The 14,450-nt window shown below is 45.4% G+C and carries 19 protein-coding genes; 10 read left to right on the top strand and 9 right to left on the bottom strand.

What is annotated here, in order from left to right:
• Positions 1-159: 159 nt before the first annotated feature.
• From JGK36_RS13170 to JGK36_RS13155, 4 genes are all read right to left on the bottom strand, one after another.
• On the bottom strand, positions 160-465 hold the full coding sequence (locus JGK36_RS13170; protein WP_293182391.1) for an isochorismate lyase: 306 nt from the start codon (positions 463-465) through the stop codon (positions 160-162).
• A gap of 201 nt (positions 466-666) precedes the next feature.
• Positions 667-1,416, bottom strand: coding sequence for an NUDIX domain-containing protein (locus JGK36_RS13165; RefSeq protein WP_293190239.1), 750 nt, complete (start codon positions 1,414-1,416; stop codon positions 667-669).
• On the bottom strand, positions 1,377-1,976 hold the full coding sequence (locus tag JGK36_RS13160; RefSeq protein WP_293190241.1) for a nicotinate-nucleotide adenylyltransferase: 600 nt from the start codon (positions 1,974-1,976) through the stop codon (positions 1,377-1,379). The genes JGK36_RS13165 and JGK36_RS13160 overlap by 40 nt, the downstream gene beginning before the upstream one ends.
• A gap of 156 nt (positions 1,977-2,132) precedes the next feature.
• Positions 2,133-3,536, bottom strand: a complete 1,404-nt coding sequence (locus JGK36_RS13155) for a nicotinate phosphoribosyltransferase (RefSeq protein ID WP_293190243.1) — start codon at positions 3,534-3,536, stop codon at positions 2,133-2,135.
• 154 nt (positions 3,537-3,690) lie between these two features.
• Between JGK36_RS13155 and JGK36_RS13150 the strand changes: the two genes are divergently transcribed.
• Together JGK36_RS13150 and JGK36_RS13145 are read left to right on the top strand one after the other, a co-directional pair.
• Entirely contained in the window at positions 3,691-3,825 is a 135-nt protein-coding gene (locus tag JGK36_RS13150; RefSeq protein ID WP_293182397.1) for a hypothetical protein, read from the top strand.
• 95 nt (positions 3,826-3,920) lie between these two features.
• Positions 3,921-4,070 carry an isochorismate synthase gene (locus tag JGK36_RS13145; RefSeq protein WP_293182399.1) on the top strand — a complete coding sequence of 50 codons (150 nt, stop codon included), beginning with the start codon at positions 3,921-3,923 and terminating at the stop codon, positions 4,068-4,070.
• Positions 4,071-4,419: 349 nt separating this feature from the next.
• On the opposite strand, the gene JGK36_RS13140 is transcribed toward JGK36_RS13145, so the two are convergent.
• Positions 4,420-5,106, bottom strand: coding sequence for a diacylglycerol/polyprenol kinase family protein (locus tag JGK36_RS13140; protein ID WP_293190245.1), 687 nt, complete (start codon positions 5,104-5,106; stop codon positions 4,420-4,422).
• Positions 5,107-5,276: 170 nt separating this feature from the next.
• Between JGK36_RS13140 and JGK36_RS13135 the strand changes: the two genes are divergently transcribed.
• Genes JGK36_RS13135 through JGK36_RS13125 form a run of 3 tightly spaced genes read left to right on the top strand, consistent with a single transcriptional unit; the run spans position 5,277 to position 6,131 of the window.
• Positions 5,277-5,468: a hypothetical protein gene (locus JGK36_RS13135; RefSeq protein ID WP_293156198.1), complete on the top strand. Its 192-nt coding sequence runs from the start codon at positions 5,277-5,279 to the stop codon at positions 5,466-5,468.
• Entirely contained in the window at positions 5,461-5,805 is a 345-nt protein-coding gene (locus tag JGK36_RS13130; protein ID WP_293197106.1) for a type II toxin-antitoxin system PemK/MazF family toxin, read from the top strand. Before JGK36_RS13135 ends, JGK36_RS13130 begins: the two co-directional genes overlap by 8 nt.
• A 44-nt stretch (positions 5,806-5,849) precedes the next feature.
• Entirely contained in the window at positions 5,850-6,131 is a 282-nt protein-coding gene (locus JGK36_RS13125; RefSeq protein WP_293197105.1) for an antibiotic biosynthesis monooxygenase, read from the top strand.
• Positions 6,132-6,371: 240 nt separating this feature from the next.
• Here the strand turns inward: JGK36_RS13125 and JGK36_RS13120 are convergent, their stop codons facing one another.
• A complete protein-coding gene (locus tag JGK36_RS13120; RefSeq protein WP_293197104.1) occupies positions 6,372-7,349 on the bottom strand; it encodes a glycosyltransferase in 978 nt (325 codons plus the stop codon).
• A 128-nt stretch (positions 7,350-7,477) separates the two neighbouring features.
• On the bottom strand, positions 7,478-7,948 hold the full coding sequence (locus JGK36_RS13115; protein WP_293182411.1) for a tetratricopeptide repeat protein: 471 nt from the start codon (positions 7,946-7,948) through the stop codon (positions 7,478-7,480).
• 76 nt (positions 7,949-8,024) lie between these two features.
• Between JGK36_RS13115 and JGK36_RS13110 the strand changes: the two genes are divergently transcribed.
• Positions 8,025-9,404, top strand: coding sequence for a glycosyltransferase family 4 protein (locus JGK36_RS13110; RefSeq protein WP_293190293.1), 1,380 nt, complete (start codon positions 8,025-8,027; stop codon positions 9,402-9,404).
• Positions 9,405-9,442: 38 nt separating this feature from the next.
• Positions 9,443-11,362 carry a hypothetical protein gene (locus JGK36_RS13105; RefSeq protein WP_293197103.1) on the top strand — a complete coding sequence of 640 codons (1,920 nt, stop codon included), beginning with the start codon at positions 9,443-9,445 and terminating at the stop codon, positions 11,360-11,362.
• A gap of 439 nt (positions 11,363-11,801) precedes the next feature.
• Here the strand turns inward: JGK36_RS13105 and JGK36_RS13100 are convergent, their stop codons facing one another.
• Both JGK36_RS13100 and JGK36_RS33845 read right to left on the bottom strand, forming a co-directional pair.
• Complete coding sequence (locus JGK36_RS13100; protein WP_293156176.1) at positions 11,802-11,948, bottom strand: hypothetical protein; 147 nt, start codon at positions 11,946-11,948, stop codon at positions 11,802-11,804.
• Positions 11,949-12,256: 308 nt separating this feature from the next.
• Entirely contained in the window at positions 12,257-12,439 is a 183-nt protein-coding gene (locus JGK36_RS33845) for a hypothetical protein (RefSeq protein ID WP_325315263.1), read from the bottom strand.
• A gap of 166 nt (positions 12,440-12,605) precedes the next feature.
• Between JGK36_RS33845 and JGK36_RS13090 the strand changes: the two genes are divergently transcribed.
• The 3 genes from JGK36_RS13090 (at position 12,606) to JGK36_RS13080 (ending at position 14,329) form a co-directional block, all read left to right on the top strand.
• Positions 12,606-12,944, top strand: a complete 339-nt coding sequence (locus JGK36_RS13090) for a hypothetical protein (protein WP_293182415.1) — start codon at positions 12,606-12,608, stop codon at positions 12,942-12,944.
• Positions 12,945-13,149: 205 nt separating this feature from the next.
• Positions 13,150-13,725 carry a DUF4360 domain-containing protein gene (locus tag JGK36_RS13085; RefSeq protein ID WP_293182417.1) on the top strand — a complete coding sequence of 192 codons (576 nt, stop codon included), beginning with the start codon at positions 13,150-13,152 and terminating at the stop codon, positions 13,723-13,725.
• Positions 13,726-13,867: 142 nt separating this feature from the next.
• Positions 13,868-14,329, top strand: coding sequence for a helix-turn-helix domain-containing protein (locus JGK36_RS13080; protein ID WP_293182419.1), 462 nt, complete (start codon positions 13,868-13,870; stop codon positions 14,327-14,329).
• Positions 14,330-14,450: the final 121 nt, after the last annotated feature.

The following is a 14,450-nucleotide window of genomic DNA, read 5'->3' as shown; positions in this document are numbered from 1 at the left end:
CAATTTCCTATAGTCTTAGACTTGAATGTAGGGAAACATTACCAGAAAGAATTGGTTGAAAGCCTCTCCCTTTTAAGGAGAAAGTTAAATCAGACGATTCATTACTTCAATCCACTTCCTTCTAGGTAGAGGTCGTTGTCAACTGTCAACTGTCAACTGTCAACTGTCAACTGAATCAGATTTGTAACGCTTCAATTCTTCCTCAATAAAATGATTGACCAAATCCCGGTAGAGTTTTTCTACCACATCAGGATTCAAACCCGATTCCAAAGCCCACTCGCGTCGCTGTTGTAACATAGCCTGAAAGCGATCGGGCGCTCTAACGCTCGCTTCACTCGTTTTGAACCTGGCTGCTGCAATGACGTATTGAAATCTCTTGCTCAAAGCATCGATCACTTCTCGATCGATGATATCAATTTCCTCGCGAACTTCATGAATATTAGCACATTGATCTGGGTCTTTCATCTGCTGCACTCCTTAATAGATTGTTTTCTCATATTACTCAATTGAACTCGTAATGTCAGTCGATTTTAGATTTTAGATTTTAGATCTTAGATTGACTCCACGGATTAATCTGAGAGATTTAACCTTAGTCTAAAATTTGGCGATCGACTCTCAGCAAGCGTCGGTGGCGGCTATTTTTAGGCGAGGTCATCCAAGGAACAGCTATATAAACACTAGGGGCTTATTTTTGAAAGGAGCAAAAGCGGCAGCATCAAAGCGGTACAAACTAGCAGGACGCCCTGCACCTCGCGAAACCTTAACACGGGTATCGCACAAAAAGCCCAATTTCAACAATCGAGCTCTAAAATTAGAATAATCAGAAAAATTTTCCCCCAAAATAGTAGTATACAATTGATACAGATCGCTCAAAGTAAAAAGCTCTGGCAAAACTTCAAAAGCTACGGGACTGTATTCAAGTTTGTTGCGGAGTCGCCGGTATCCGTATTCGAGAATTTGATTGTGATCGAAGGCTAGCTTCGGAACTTGTTGGACGGGATACCAAGCAATGCCGCCGACGCGGTGCCCGACACCTGCAACTACACTTCCAGCAATCAATTCAGCTTCTTCAAACCGCACCAAAGCAAAGTAACTCACCGAAAGATAGCGATCGCCCCTGGTGAATTCTCTCGGATCGCGTCCCGGTTCTCCAAAAGTATACAGTTGCTCCAGATACAAATTTTCTACTCGAATTTTTTCCGACAAAATCCGGTAAGCTGCATTTTCCAGAGACTCTCCGTGCCGTACCAAAGTACCGGGAAGACTCCAAGAATCGATAAACGGTTCGTCTTGCCGCATTACCAACAGCACCAACAAGCGGTTCTGCACGGTATCGACGGAGAAAATTACATTATCTACTCCTACTTTAAAGTCAGCTAATGAGCAACCTTCGCTCTTTTTTGTGCCTCGTGCCATGCGTACAAATGCTCCCGATTAATGTAATCTTCGATAGTCGGAGTCAGGGCTTCCGTGTCTCCTGTTTCCCGATAGGAAGTTGAAGAAACATCGGGAGCGTTCAAAGATGCGATCGCCACTTCTGCACCCATGCGCTTCAACTGCCACAAATCTAACTGTTCTGACGGATAACCAGGCCGCGGTACTATCAGTAACTCTACTTCTTTTAACAACTGTTCAAATTTGTACCAGCGAGGCAGTTGTCCCACCAAATCCGAGCCTATTACCATCGTCAACTCTGCATCCTGCCACTGCAATCTTGCTTGTTCCACGGTTTCTAGCGTCCTCGGACTGCTGAGTTCTGGATGCAAACAAAGGTTGTGTCTGGGCGAATTAATTTCTTGAATCATTAACAGCAGCATTGCCGATCGATGTTCTAGGGATGTTTGGTGCGACTTGAAAGGATTGTCCGACGCCCAAACTGCTACCCAATCAAAATGCTGAGCAAGCCAATTCAAGATTGTTTTGTGTCCCGCAGTAGGTGGATCGGCACTGGTTCCAAACAAGGCAATTCTTTGCATAGGGAATTGGGAATGGGTAATGGGGAAATAGGTACGTTGTTGGGCTTTAGCCCTCTTTATCTATATCTATAAAGAGGGCTAAAGCCCAACAACGTACCTGATCGATGCTATAAGCGAGATATTTCATAAGTTTTAGTCTGACGTTGACACAAATAACTAATGACTCTTTTTCGTTTTTTGAGTGAGAGTCTGCAAATCTGTAGAAATTTCCATCGGTGGCGAAATCGGGTTATTTAATTGGCGAGTTTCTGCCGGGAGACTGGCGACAGAAGCAGCAGTTCGTTTGGCGATATCCTCCAAACTTTCGGGTTCGTGCAATCGTTTGCCATCCTTGACAACCAATTGCATTAATGGTAAATGATGCTCCGAATTGTAAATATTGTCCGCTGCCAGTCCCAAACAATCTCCGATAATTTCTCCATCTTTCATGGTTCTAAAAATTTGCTTTTTCCCTGGATATGTTACCTTGCCGCTGGCCTCTTTCATCACGGGCATTCCGTCTATTTCCACTAACTTATAAACACCGTTGATAGGCGAACCGGTGACCAACTTTGTTCCCAAACCGTAACCGTCAATGCAAGCACCCGCACTTTTTAATCTAGCAATTTCGTGTTCGTCCAAATCACCGCTAGCAATAATTGGCACGCCCGGAAGGATCGATCGCACTTCCCGAGACAATTTTACCAAATCCCCCGAATCCAGCCGCACGCCTTCCAAGGGCATTTCACCGCTGTTGACTCGCGATGCTAAAGTCCGCGCCGCCGCCACAGTATCGTAAGTATCGATCAACAGCGGCGCCCCCGGAAAATAGCGGTGAAATGCTGCAAACGCCTCATCTTCGCTGCCTTCGAGAGCCGACACAGCCATTACCAAAGCATGGGCGATCGTACCGACAGGTTTGCGGCCCAATTTCAAAGCAGCCAAAACATTAGAAGTACCATCGATCCCAGCAGCCAAAGCGGCCCTAGCAGCCCAGACAGCAGCTTGAGGCCCAAAAGCCCTGCGCGTCCCGAATTCCAGCAACTTAGCCTCCGGGCCCGCCACATCGCGCAGCCGCGCAGCCCGCGTCGCAATTAAAGTTTGATAATTGATTGCATTCAACAAATAAGTTTCGACTAACTGAGCCTGCCACAGAGGAGCCTCGATCCGCAAGAGAGGTTCATTGGCAAATACCGCCGTCCCCTCGGGTACCGCCCACACATCCCCAGTAAAGCGGGCCCAAGCGAGTAGATCCCAAAATCGCTCGGGGGCCCCGGCAAAAATTCCGGTGGACTGTAAAGCCTGAATTTGCGCCTCTGAGAACCGCAATTTTTCTAGATAGTCGATCGCCTGAGCCAAACCCATGGCGATCGCATAACCAAAACCATCTGGTAGCCTGCGCGCGAACAATTCAAAACTCGCAGGGCGATCGTCGAGGCCTTCCCCGACGTAACAAGCCGCCATCGTTAGCTGGTAGAGATCGGTCAACAGGCTGTAATCTGCTGGAGAAACCGTCAATTCCCGATCTTCTAAGATTTCCTCAAAACCTGTGACGTGCAGGCTTTCTGTCGCAGTTTTCATCAAAAAAACCCCGGACAAACTTTGTTTATTTAATTATAGTGACAAATACCATATCTTTTTGTAAAGGTTTGATTAAGATTTCAGAGAGAGTCGGAATATTTTATGATTTATGCCCTCTAATAGGGGTTTTTGTGTAGATGGGTACAAAATAATTATGGTAGAATCACTAAAAAGTTCGCATTTAGCAATCTCAGCAAATCGATCGCAAAATATATATGAGGAGATTGGGGCGATCGACCAAAACACTGAATTGGTAAAAGCTTCAGTTTGCTTCGATGTTGCAGACTAATAAGTAATTCAAACAAATATTGCTAAAGCGATCGCAGGGCAGAAACTCAGACTAATCTATAAAGTATCAACAGCCAGAAAAGAGAGGCGGTTCTTATGAATCTTTCTAAATCTGTGGTAGGCGCAATGCGTTACGTTTCGGAAGCTGCATCGAGGATTTTTAGACGGAGCGATGACGATTATCCGGCTACTGGCGTTCAGCCTTTTGAAGGTACGCCACCCAAAGGCTCTAAATGGGACAGATGAAAAGGCGATCGGAGTATTTCTAGTGAGGTAGGCAAAGACATTCGCCTCACCCAATAACGGTAAGTTTTTCAACTACTTTGAAATATCTTCAATTTCCCCCAGCTAAACTTTGTTTAGCTGGGGTTTTGCCGTTAAAAATTGGTAGTAATGATCAAGATTTTCAAAGGTGGTACCCGCCACGTGATTTATCCGTGGAATCAATCCCAAATCAAAAATCGAAAATCCTCTCTTCCCCCGAATTTATCAGTGGGGTCGCCTCTAAAATCTAAAATCTAAAATCTAAAATCTAAAATCGATTGACGTTAATGTTTTGAGTTTTATGAGGACTGAAGTCCTCACTACGAACCAATTACCAAAATTGATTGAGCAAAAAGGCGATCGCCCCGCTGCCGATTGGCACAGTCAAATTGTCAATTCCCAACTTAGACACCGACTCCAAAGTAGCAGCAACCAAAGCCACAACAGCCGACACCGCCCAAGTTTGCCAAACATTGCCTTGCACAGCCAGCAAAATCAAACTGCTAACAGCAAAACTCACCAAATACATAGTTGCAGAACCTTCCCAACTCTTCTGCATTCCCCAAACTCGATAAAGATGTTTGCCGTATTTCTGCCCAATAACAGCGGCCAATCCGTCCCCCCAAGCCATCACTAAAATGCCCAAAGCAGCGTATTCTTGATGTTGTAGCGGCCAAAACCAAGCGACGAGAACGCTGATACTGACAGCATAGAAAAAAGTCCCGAAACTCTTGCGGTGGATAGTGTTCAGACTTGGCAAAATCGGAACTTGGTAGGAAATTAGGGCGATCGCACCAGCCAAAAAACCAGCCGAAATCCCCACCCAGTCGGGTATTTGCAGCCACCAAGCCAGCAAAATCACGTTTCCAGTACCGATGTGAACCACCTTGCGCGATACCTCGGCACCGACAGCAGTAAAGCGATTTAACCCTTCAGCCACCAGCAAAATTACGCCCAACCAGGCTCCCACGAGGGAAATTTGCAACCACACAGTCGGAATTTCAGACAATATAAACACGATATTTAGGAAAAACTGCGATCGGGCACTATGTACTACTTTAGTGGAAAGCGCGATCGATGTTAGAACCCCGCAGCCTTAAAGTGCTGCGGGGAGCTGGCTGTTATGTTTTTTTAGGTTGGTCTACTTAAAACCTGTGCTATGCTATAAGCAAGTCTAGGGAAAAAGCTATGACTATTTTAGTAGAAGAACTCTTGAATACCTTTGAGCGATTAACAGACTCAGAACGGTTAGATTTGGTATTGGAAATTTTGAAACGGACTGTCGATTTAGACTTTCCGCCCCTGTCTGATGACGATTTAGTTCTGAATGCTGAGGGAATTTTTCTAGAGTTAGATGAGGAAGAATCCGTATATGAATAGTCCAGATCGTGGTGAAATATGGTTAGTCGATCTAGGTTATATTGCGAAAGTCAGACCATGTTTGGTCGTGAGTATTCCTGCTTTAAATCAAGACCGGGCCTTAGCGACTCTAGTGCCACATACAACAAGTCTACGCGGTTCAAGATTTGAGGTAAAAGTCAAAAATAAGTTCCTCCGAGAAGGAGTATTTGACGTACAAAATATGATTACAATCCCTCATGCAAAGCTTCTACGCAAATTGGGAAGTCTGACATCCGAGAAAATGCTTGAAGTAGAAGAGGTAATACTTTTGTGGTTGGGATTTAAAGAGGACAGTGCTGAGGAAGAAGAGGAGTAAGCCGAACCCTTGACGTTTTGAAATAATCAGAAAATCTGACTGCTATGCAATATGTCTTAATTATTCATGAAGTCGAAAATTATGCAGCTTGGAAAAAGGTATTTGACAATGCTGCAAATATCCGAAAAGAAGCTGGCGAGCGCTCGTATCAGGTTTTGAAGTATGAGAATGAACCCAACAAAATTGTTCATTTCTCCGCGTGGACATCAACAGCAGATGCCAGGGCATTTTTTGAGTCGCCTGCACTGGTTAAAATTAGAGAAGAAGCCGGAGTTAAAGCTCCTGAATTTATTTATCTAGACCAATTAGATTCAGGAGTATTGTGAAAGACGCATTCGTATAATGTCAGTATAAAAGACTCGGCGGTTGAAACCGCGTCTACACAAACAATGTCCGCCTCCGCGGACTCAAGAAAATCAAGAATTAAAACCGCTTTTTCGGTAGATTTTGTCTCCATAAATGTGATTTTAACTACCCACTCTTCAACCTGCGGAGGCAGGTTTTGTCTGTGTAGACGCGGTTTCAACCGCCGTCTCAACCGCCCGGTATTGTCTCGAAATCATCTTTCACAACTCGCGTTTCAACAACTCCCGCACTAGCGCAAAAGCCCTCCCCCGACACTTTTCGGGCAGCAGCGACAATCCCAAACCCGCCCACATTTTAGTCTCAGAAACCGACTTCCCAGCTCGCACCATCCGCCGCCCTTTTGCAGTTTCACCCACCTCAATTAACCGCAAACCAAGCGCTAATTGAGTTTCTGCAATCCTCTTGAGCCTGACTGTTTCCAACTTCTCGGAATCAAATTCGTAACTGGTCAAATAGCGCAATTTATCGCTCAAATAGGGAATTGCCCGATCGCATCCTTGCTGTCCTGCGTGAAATCGATACTCCATCAACAGCTCGGGCAAGTAATAGCACTTTTTGCCCGCAAGCGCAAGTCTCACAAACAAATCGTTATCTTCGCAATTTTGCCAATTGGGCCGCAGAAATCCGACTGTTTCCAGCGCGCGGCGCCGAAACAAAGTTGCGCCTATTTGCAAACTTTGCCTCAGAAAAACTGTAGCAAGTAAATCTTCAATAATTCCCGCCGACAACTCGGTGCGGCCCCACCGCTGCGAATTCAGTTGTGTCTGGTTTTCGTCAATGTTGTTGTTGACATCAATGACCCAGTGGTCGGTACTGACAAAATCAATGCTGGGGTCTTTATCTAAAATAGCAGATGTCCGCTCTAGAAATTGCGCGCTCAGGCGATCGTCATCGTCAAACTTGATAAAATATTCGCCCCTAGCCGCCGCAAAGCCCGATCGCATATTATTACTTTTGCCGATATTCTGCGGGTGCCGAATGTAGCGAATCGGGCGATGGCTGGGAGCCCCGCAAGCTACGACAAATTCCGACATCAACAGCGCAGTCGTGTCCGTCGAACCGTCATCGCAGACAATTAACTCAAAATCTGTATAAGTTTGATCTAGCACGCTGGCGATCGCACTAGCCAGCAAATGCACTCGATTGCAAGTAGGAATGCAAACACTAATTTTCGGCATTAAAACCATTTTAGATTTGGGATTGAGATTGCGAAAAAAATTCGCAATTGAGTTCAGGGAAAGAAACCACCTATGCCCTATGCCCTATGCCCAATGCCCAATGCCCAATGCCCAATGCCCTATGTCTTTTAATTTAAACGAGCTGTACATTCCAGAATTAACTTTTGATTCACCAATGCAAAAGGTTGAATTTCCAAAGCGCGACGAAAAGCTCGAATAGCACTTCTGTATTCTCCCAGGGCAGCGTAGCACAAACCCAGACCGTGCAACGCCCCAAAATGCACCGGATTTAGTTGGAGGACTGTTTCGCAGTCTTTGATCGACCTTTGATAATTGCCTTGGGTATAGTGAAGTACGGCGCGCCGGTTCCAAGCTTCAGCAAAATCCGGCGCTTCCGCAATCAGTTTTGTCAGCAAATCCAAAGCGTGCCGAACATCTCCTGCATCTAGGGAAACTTGCGATCGCCTGAGAACTTGCATCCCGTAGTCACCCTTCTGGTTAAACCAAGTGCGCCAGAGTTCTGTAGTAGCCCGATCGCGCACGCTTTCGTCAGACTTTTTCAAATCTTCGAGCAGCGCCTTAACAGATAATTCATCCATAGGTGGGAGGATTGTTAAACAGGTTTTATCAATCAATTTTATCGTGACAGTGGCAACTTTATTTATTCAACATCCCATGCGAATTTTGATGCTTTCTTCAACTTTTCCCTATCCGCCAAGCCGCGGCGGAACTCAGGTAAGGACATTTAATTTGTTGCAATACTTGAGCCGGCGGCATGATGTAATTCTTGGTACTGTGCGATCGCCAGATGTCACTGACTCACAAATCGACGCATTGAGGCAACAAGTTACACAATTAGCAGTTTTCCTCCACCCGCAGACACCCCCCCAACCCCCCCTTGCTAAGGGGGGGCTAAGACTCAATCAGGAGACTACTGAGGGGGGGTTCTTTCCTCCCCCCCTTAACAAGGGGGGGATTGAGGAAGAATTCTTTCCTCCCCTCAATCAGGGGATTGATGAGAAAATGAACGAAATAATAGGAAAATTCCACAGATTTAGTCAATTTTTGTTATCCGGGACGCCTCCGAACGTAATCTCCAGCTACTCTCAAGCAATGCAAAATTGGGCAGACAATTTAGTCATAGCAGGCAAATGTGATGCTGTTACCTGCGAGCACAGCGTTAACGAGATTTATGTGCGTCCAGAATGGCGGCAAAAACTGCTAACAGTTGCAAATATTCACAGTTCCGTTTGGGGAACTTGCAGGGAAATGTTAGCCACCGGGACTTCCCAAAAACCCCTGCGCGATCGACTAAATTTACCGCTACTCGCCCGCTACGAAAAACGTTACTGTACCAAATTCTCCCGTATTGTCGCCACCACATCCACAGACAAGCAGCAACTGCTAGAATTGCTGTCCTCTGGCAGCCTCGGAGGGAAAGCAGATTTTTTTGTCCCTCCCATTGATGTGATTCCTAACGGCGTGGATTTGGCAGAATTTCCCTATCGGTCGATCGATCCAGGAGGACACACCTTAATCTTTGCAGGCGCCATGAACAATTTGCCCAATATAGACGCGGCCAGGTTTCTCAGTTTGCAGGTACTCCCAAAGTTGCAGCAGCGGTATCCCGATGCTACCCTCACCCTAGTCGGCACCTCGCCAGTTCCCGAAGTCCTCGCCTTGGGGAAACTTCCGGGAATTCAAGTAGTAGGCAGGGTGCAAAGGGTGGCAGAATATTTGCATCAGGCTGCTGTTTGTGTGGTGCCGATGCGGATTGGTTTTGGAATTAAAAATAAAACTTTGGAGGCGATGGCGGCTGGAACGCCTGTAGTTGCTAGCGATCGAGGTTTGGAGGGTTTAACCGTCGGTGGCGGGCCTTCCCCGACAAGGGCCTTGCGGGCAAACGAAGTTCAGGAGTATGTTGAGGCGATTACCAGTTTGTTTGAAAATTATCAGCTAAGACAGGAACTCTCTCTGAGGGCCCGATCGCTCGTTGAAAGCCAATATACCTGGGATATCATAGGTCGGCAGTACGATCGGCTATTCCAAATTTAAACTCTAAATTCTAAAATCTAAATTCTAAAATTTCGACGATGGAACACAAAATAAACTCCTCAAAAAATCGAGCCAAACCCCCAGAAAATCGCAAAGTTACTCCTTCTCCGACAAGACGCCGCCGCCAAAACCGACGCGCCAAAAAACTTCAAGAGTCCCAGCTTCCCATACCTGGTTCCCCAACTCCCGCCAGATATCCTTGGAAAAGACTGGTAGCTAATTTGACAGCCCTCAGCGTCTTGTGCGGCTGTGCAGCTTTGATGGGAGGTGGCGCTTGGCTGAGTTACCAGCTAATTGTCGATCCCAACGGGAACAGATTGATATCTCAGTTTGTACCCGGATGGTCGCGCCTGCCTACAGGTAGCAGAGATACCATCCAAACTCTCGATCAAATCAAAGCCAGCATCCGCAAATTGGGATTCATCACCGGCGAACCCCTACCGCTTCCTGTTGAGAAATCCGCAGATAATTCTATTTCCGATTTGCTGTTGCCGGTGATGGTGGAAAGAACAGTTAATGCTTCTACAGTTTGCAAAAATCCTTGCCGTCAAATTGTCGAACTTCGCGTGTACAAGCGGGTGCAACTTCCCGATCGCGATTCCGATACCGTACAGTATTTTCAGCTAGCAAGTTCTGTGAATATAGAAGGCCCGGCGGAATCTTTTGTCATTGCTTCTTTGGATGACTCTGGATCCAACAATCAAGCCTCAAATCAGTCGCTACCGCTAACAGAACTGCGCCGCTTTGACGGCAAGCCCCCCGAATTGGGCATTTGGTTTAATGTCAGCGGTAAACTCGTGCGGGGCGACAAGAAAATTCCCTACGGACAAGTCGTTCGCTACAACCCCAGTCAAAATCATTTAATCTCGCTGTTGGATTGGGCGAGTGCGGCCGGACAAGCGCCGAATTGGCAGCAAATTGTTAAGGGGCAAAACCCCCAGTTGGCGATCGACCAAACAATTGGTTTAGAACCGCAATTTACCATTTATCAAATTGGTTCGCGCAAATTTATCCCGAACCCAGTTCAATTAACCGCGATTTCCTTAGAAGAATTTGCCTTCAATGACCAGACTTATAAAAATGGGCTGCGACTGGCAAAAAGCGGACTTTGGTCTCCCGGATTAAATGTCATGCGTTCAGCTAAAGCCAAAGCCGGTCAGAATTGGCCCGCAGTCGCCCAAGCTCAACTAGAGACGATCGAATTTCATGCTAAAATTACTCGTGCTCAGGCGATCGCATCTTGGGCCAGTCCCAGCCAACAAGTTCTCGCAGAATTGATAGACGGCCGCTGGAGTCAAGCTTTGCAAGTATTTGAAGCCGATCCCAGCAACACTCACGAAATTGCCACCACCCTCAAAAATGAAGGCGGGCGGATCATGAACCGCGTAGACGCCGCCTTGAGAGTCAACGCGGCTGACGCCGATGTCAAAGCTTGGGGCACCCTGATTGTAGCCTCTCAAGACGGAACTCGCGAGGCGATGAATTGGCTCGACCAGCAACCAGATACTGACAGCGAAACTCGAACTAGAATTCGCAATTTGGTCAATAAACTTGAGGAAGCAATTTCTCAAGCTGAAAGTTTAGAATACCACAAAAGTCAAATTATGGGTTCTGCTACTTTAATTAGCAGTATTAATCCCGCTGAGTGGCTGGAACCAGAAGCGAAAAACGAGTTAAAATTGACCGGAGAACAAGTTTGGTATCAGGTACAAGTAGCCAGTTTTTACGACGGAACCCGCTGGGTTAATCCGCCCTTTGCCGATGTAGAAGTCCGCTCTTTTCCTGCTACTCAAATCAAATGGTTGTGGGGGCGCCTGGGCTTGCAGGCTGACCCCAAGATTAAGATAGAAGTAGCGATGGCTAACGGTCAACAAAGAGTCGCTGTGGGAACCGTAAAAGCGGTGCAGATTCAAGACGGAAATCTGCGATTGCTAGCGGCGGTTGATAAGCGATCTTGACAGTTGACAGTTGACAGTTGACAGTTGACAGTTGAGGGCGACCTCTACCTGGAAGTTTGAGGATTCGAGTAATGAATAGTCTTGTTTTAATTTCTCCCGCTTAAGGCAGAGGCTTTAAACCATGTTTTTCTGGTAATCCGGGAAAAAACCTTCGGCAGAAATAAAAGTCACGGACACACTCTTGGTACAAAGAAACCAGTTTTTTTACCATTTCTGCCCGTCGCAACAGAAGTATTTCCGCAAAAAAACCCAGTTTCCGGCCACCCGTGCGTTCAAAACAAGGAAGAAGCAAAAAGTTTTCTTCTCCCCCTCTCCCCCTCTCCCCCTCTCCCCCTCTCCTTCTCTTCTCTCGATCTCCCCCTATAGAGATCGGACAACAATGCAGACAACAATTTTGTTAAGTTAATTTACACCACTTGCACACAAAAACCCAGAGATGTTAGATCGCGGCCTTTTTAGAGAGTGCTGCAATCATCTGTCGTTTGACCGCTTTAGCCCAAAGCTCAAACTCCAAGCTGTTGATATCGTTAATTTTCACTTCCTCAGCAGTCTGATGTGGGGCTTGCTTCTGTGCTGTAGTCTCCATTGTTTTTTTCCTCGTTCAAAAAAAGTTATTAGTCGATCGTAAGCAGTGAGCATCATACCTCTATTTTATGTAGTAATTGCTGCCATTAGTTATACTAAATACATAGAATTTAACGATTAGATGCAGTAAATACATCTTGATAATGCAATTTGTGAATAAAATCTTAAGAATCCTGTAATCCTTGCTATATATAGGTTTTTCCTGACATAAAGATGTAACTATTTATAAATTATGGCAATATCAAACCAAGATTCATGTTAACAAAGTTTTGTTAAATGAATGTATTAGCATATACAGCAAAAATATATTTAATTCAATTTACAAAGGGCAATAAAGGCGATCGCCACATCTGCAAGTCCCAGTACAATATCGATTCCCTCCAGCGCCGCCAGCAAGGACAAAAACTTAATAGACTTCGGATTCACTTGTTTAAGCCGATCGACTGCCGCCACTGCTGAGTTAGCAGCAACCAGAATGCGATCGACAATCAAAACATCTCACTTTAGCGATCGGCATTTCCATTTCTTCGTATTTCAGCAGCAAATCTCGCGTCACCTCACAGGCTAGCAGCATCCCAATTTCTTTCAGCAGTTAACGAAATTTTCCCGTGTGCGCTTGAGCTTGCAGCACGAGAGTTAACTTGTGCTGTATCAAAAGATGGTCGATAACACTAACTCATTTTTTTGTGAAGAGTTAATCTACCTTACTATCATCTCTCCCTACCTAGATCTGCCTGAGAATACATCTCTCCTCTTTTTTACCGTTACCCGCTACCACACAGATCATTTCACTACAGCTACAAAGCCTATAATTCCAGAATGCAAGCATCTTTTCTCAACAAATAGCCACGGGAAAATATTTGCTGCTGAAAAAACATTTTTCCGCGCAGCAGCAGACAAAAAAAACAGAGCTTTGTTCCCGCAAACACCTGTAAAAAAAAATCAATTTTTTATCATCGAATTTTCCGGAACAATCTCTAAATGCCATGAATCTTAGAAAGTATCAGGACAAAACAAGTATTAGTCCATCAACTAATGCTACTTGATCAAGCTCCGAGCCAGGTACAGCGATCTAGCTCCCAGTCAGAGTCTGACTGCCTTTTCAGTAAAGGCTTGCCATCTCCTAATTGGAAGGGTATCGCCTCAATCTTCCTTGAATAATTCAGGTTTGTCCTAACAAAAAAACATTAAGGAGAACATCCATGAAATTTGTAAAACTATTGCTAGCCACAGTATTAACCACTGCTGCTATCAGCCCAGCCTTGGCTGCTAACCCATCAGTTCAAATATTAGGTGCAAGCTACGGCGGTAGCGGTTGCCCAGACAGATCCGCCAGCGTCAGCGTCAGCCCCGACGGTCAAGAACTCAGCATCCTATTTGATAAGTTTGTAGCCCAAGGAAACGTCTCAGCAGAGACCCGGAAAAGCTGCAATTTGAGCATTCCCATCAAAGTACCCCAAGGCTTCCAAATTTCGATTTACGATGCCGATTATCGCGGTTACGTTGCTCCTAAAACCAGCGGAAACCTCAGAGCAGAATACTTTTTTGCTGGAGCCAAGGGCCCAGTTTTTTCTCGCACTTTCAACGGCGAAACCAACTACAACGTTCGAGATAGCTTAGCCACTGTAGCAGATGTGTGGTCTCGCTGTGGCGACAGTGTAAATATGCGAGTAAATGCTTCGATGACAGCCCGCGGTGCCGGCACAGCCACCGTTGACTCCTTCGATTTAGCTCATCGCGGTTTAGTTTATCACGTCAAATATCGCACTTGCCGCTAACCATAACCGCTAAAAAACATAACACGCATGACCCGATTTCTTTACGAAATCGGGTCATTTGTGCGCTCATCAAAACTGCTAAAGCTTAGAGAATTTACCCAAAGATATGCTACAATGACGCTTAGGCTTTGAGGAATGTTCTATGAAAGTAAACTACCAAGAAAGAATTGATGTAACAGCCGAGGAATTAAAACAACTTCTGTCGCAGCAACGAACCTTGACTAATCGCTCAAAAATCCAGGCACTTTATTGGTTAAAGGCTGGATATAGCCAAAGCCTTACAGATGTAGCTGAACGTTTAGGTGTACATAGAATTACTGTACATAGATGGTTAAAACAATATAGTGCTGGCGGTCTGCAAGAACTGTTAAAAATACGGCAAGCAACTGGTAGACCCAGAATAATTCCCTCAGCAGTAATAGCAGGAATTGCAGAAAAGTTAAGTGAGGAATCCTGTGAATTCACAACTTACAAAGAAATTGCGGCCTGGGTAGAAGATAACTATCAAATATCAGTCAAATATCAAACATTACACAAGCAATTACACTATCGCATGAAAGCAAAATTAAAAGCACCAAGGCGTTTGAATAACAAAAAAAAATGATGCAGCTATCGAATTTAAAAACAACTCCTCTGAAAAATAGATACTGCAATAAAGGTACGTAGTTGCGCTTAAGCGCTCTTTCTTAGATATAAAGCAATACAGTTGACTAATATACTGCTAT

The sequence above is a fragment of the Microcoleus sp. PH2017_35_SFW_U_B genome (genome assembly GCF_020737865.1).
Lineage (GTDB): Bacteria > Cyanobacteriota > Cyanobacteriia > Cyanobacteriales > Microcoleaceae > Microcoleus.
This window is presented reverse-complemented; position numbering and strand designations above follow the sequence as displayed.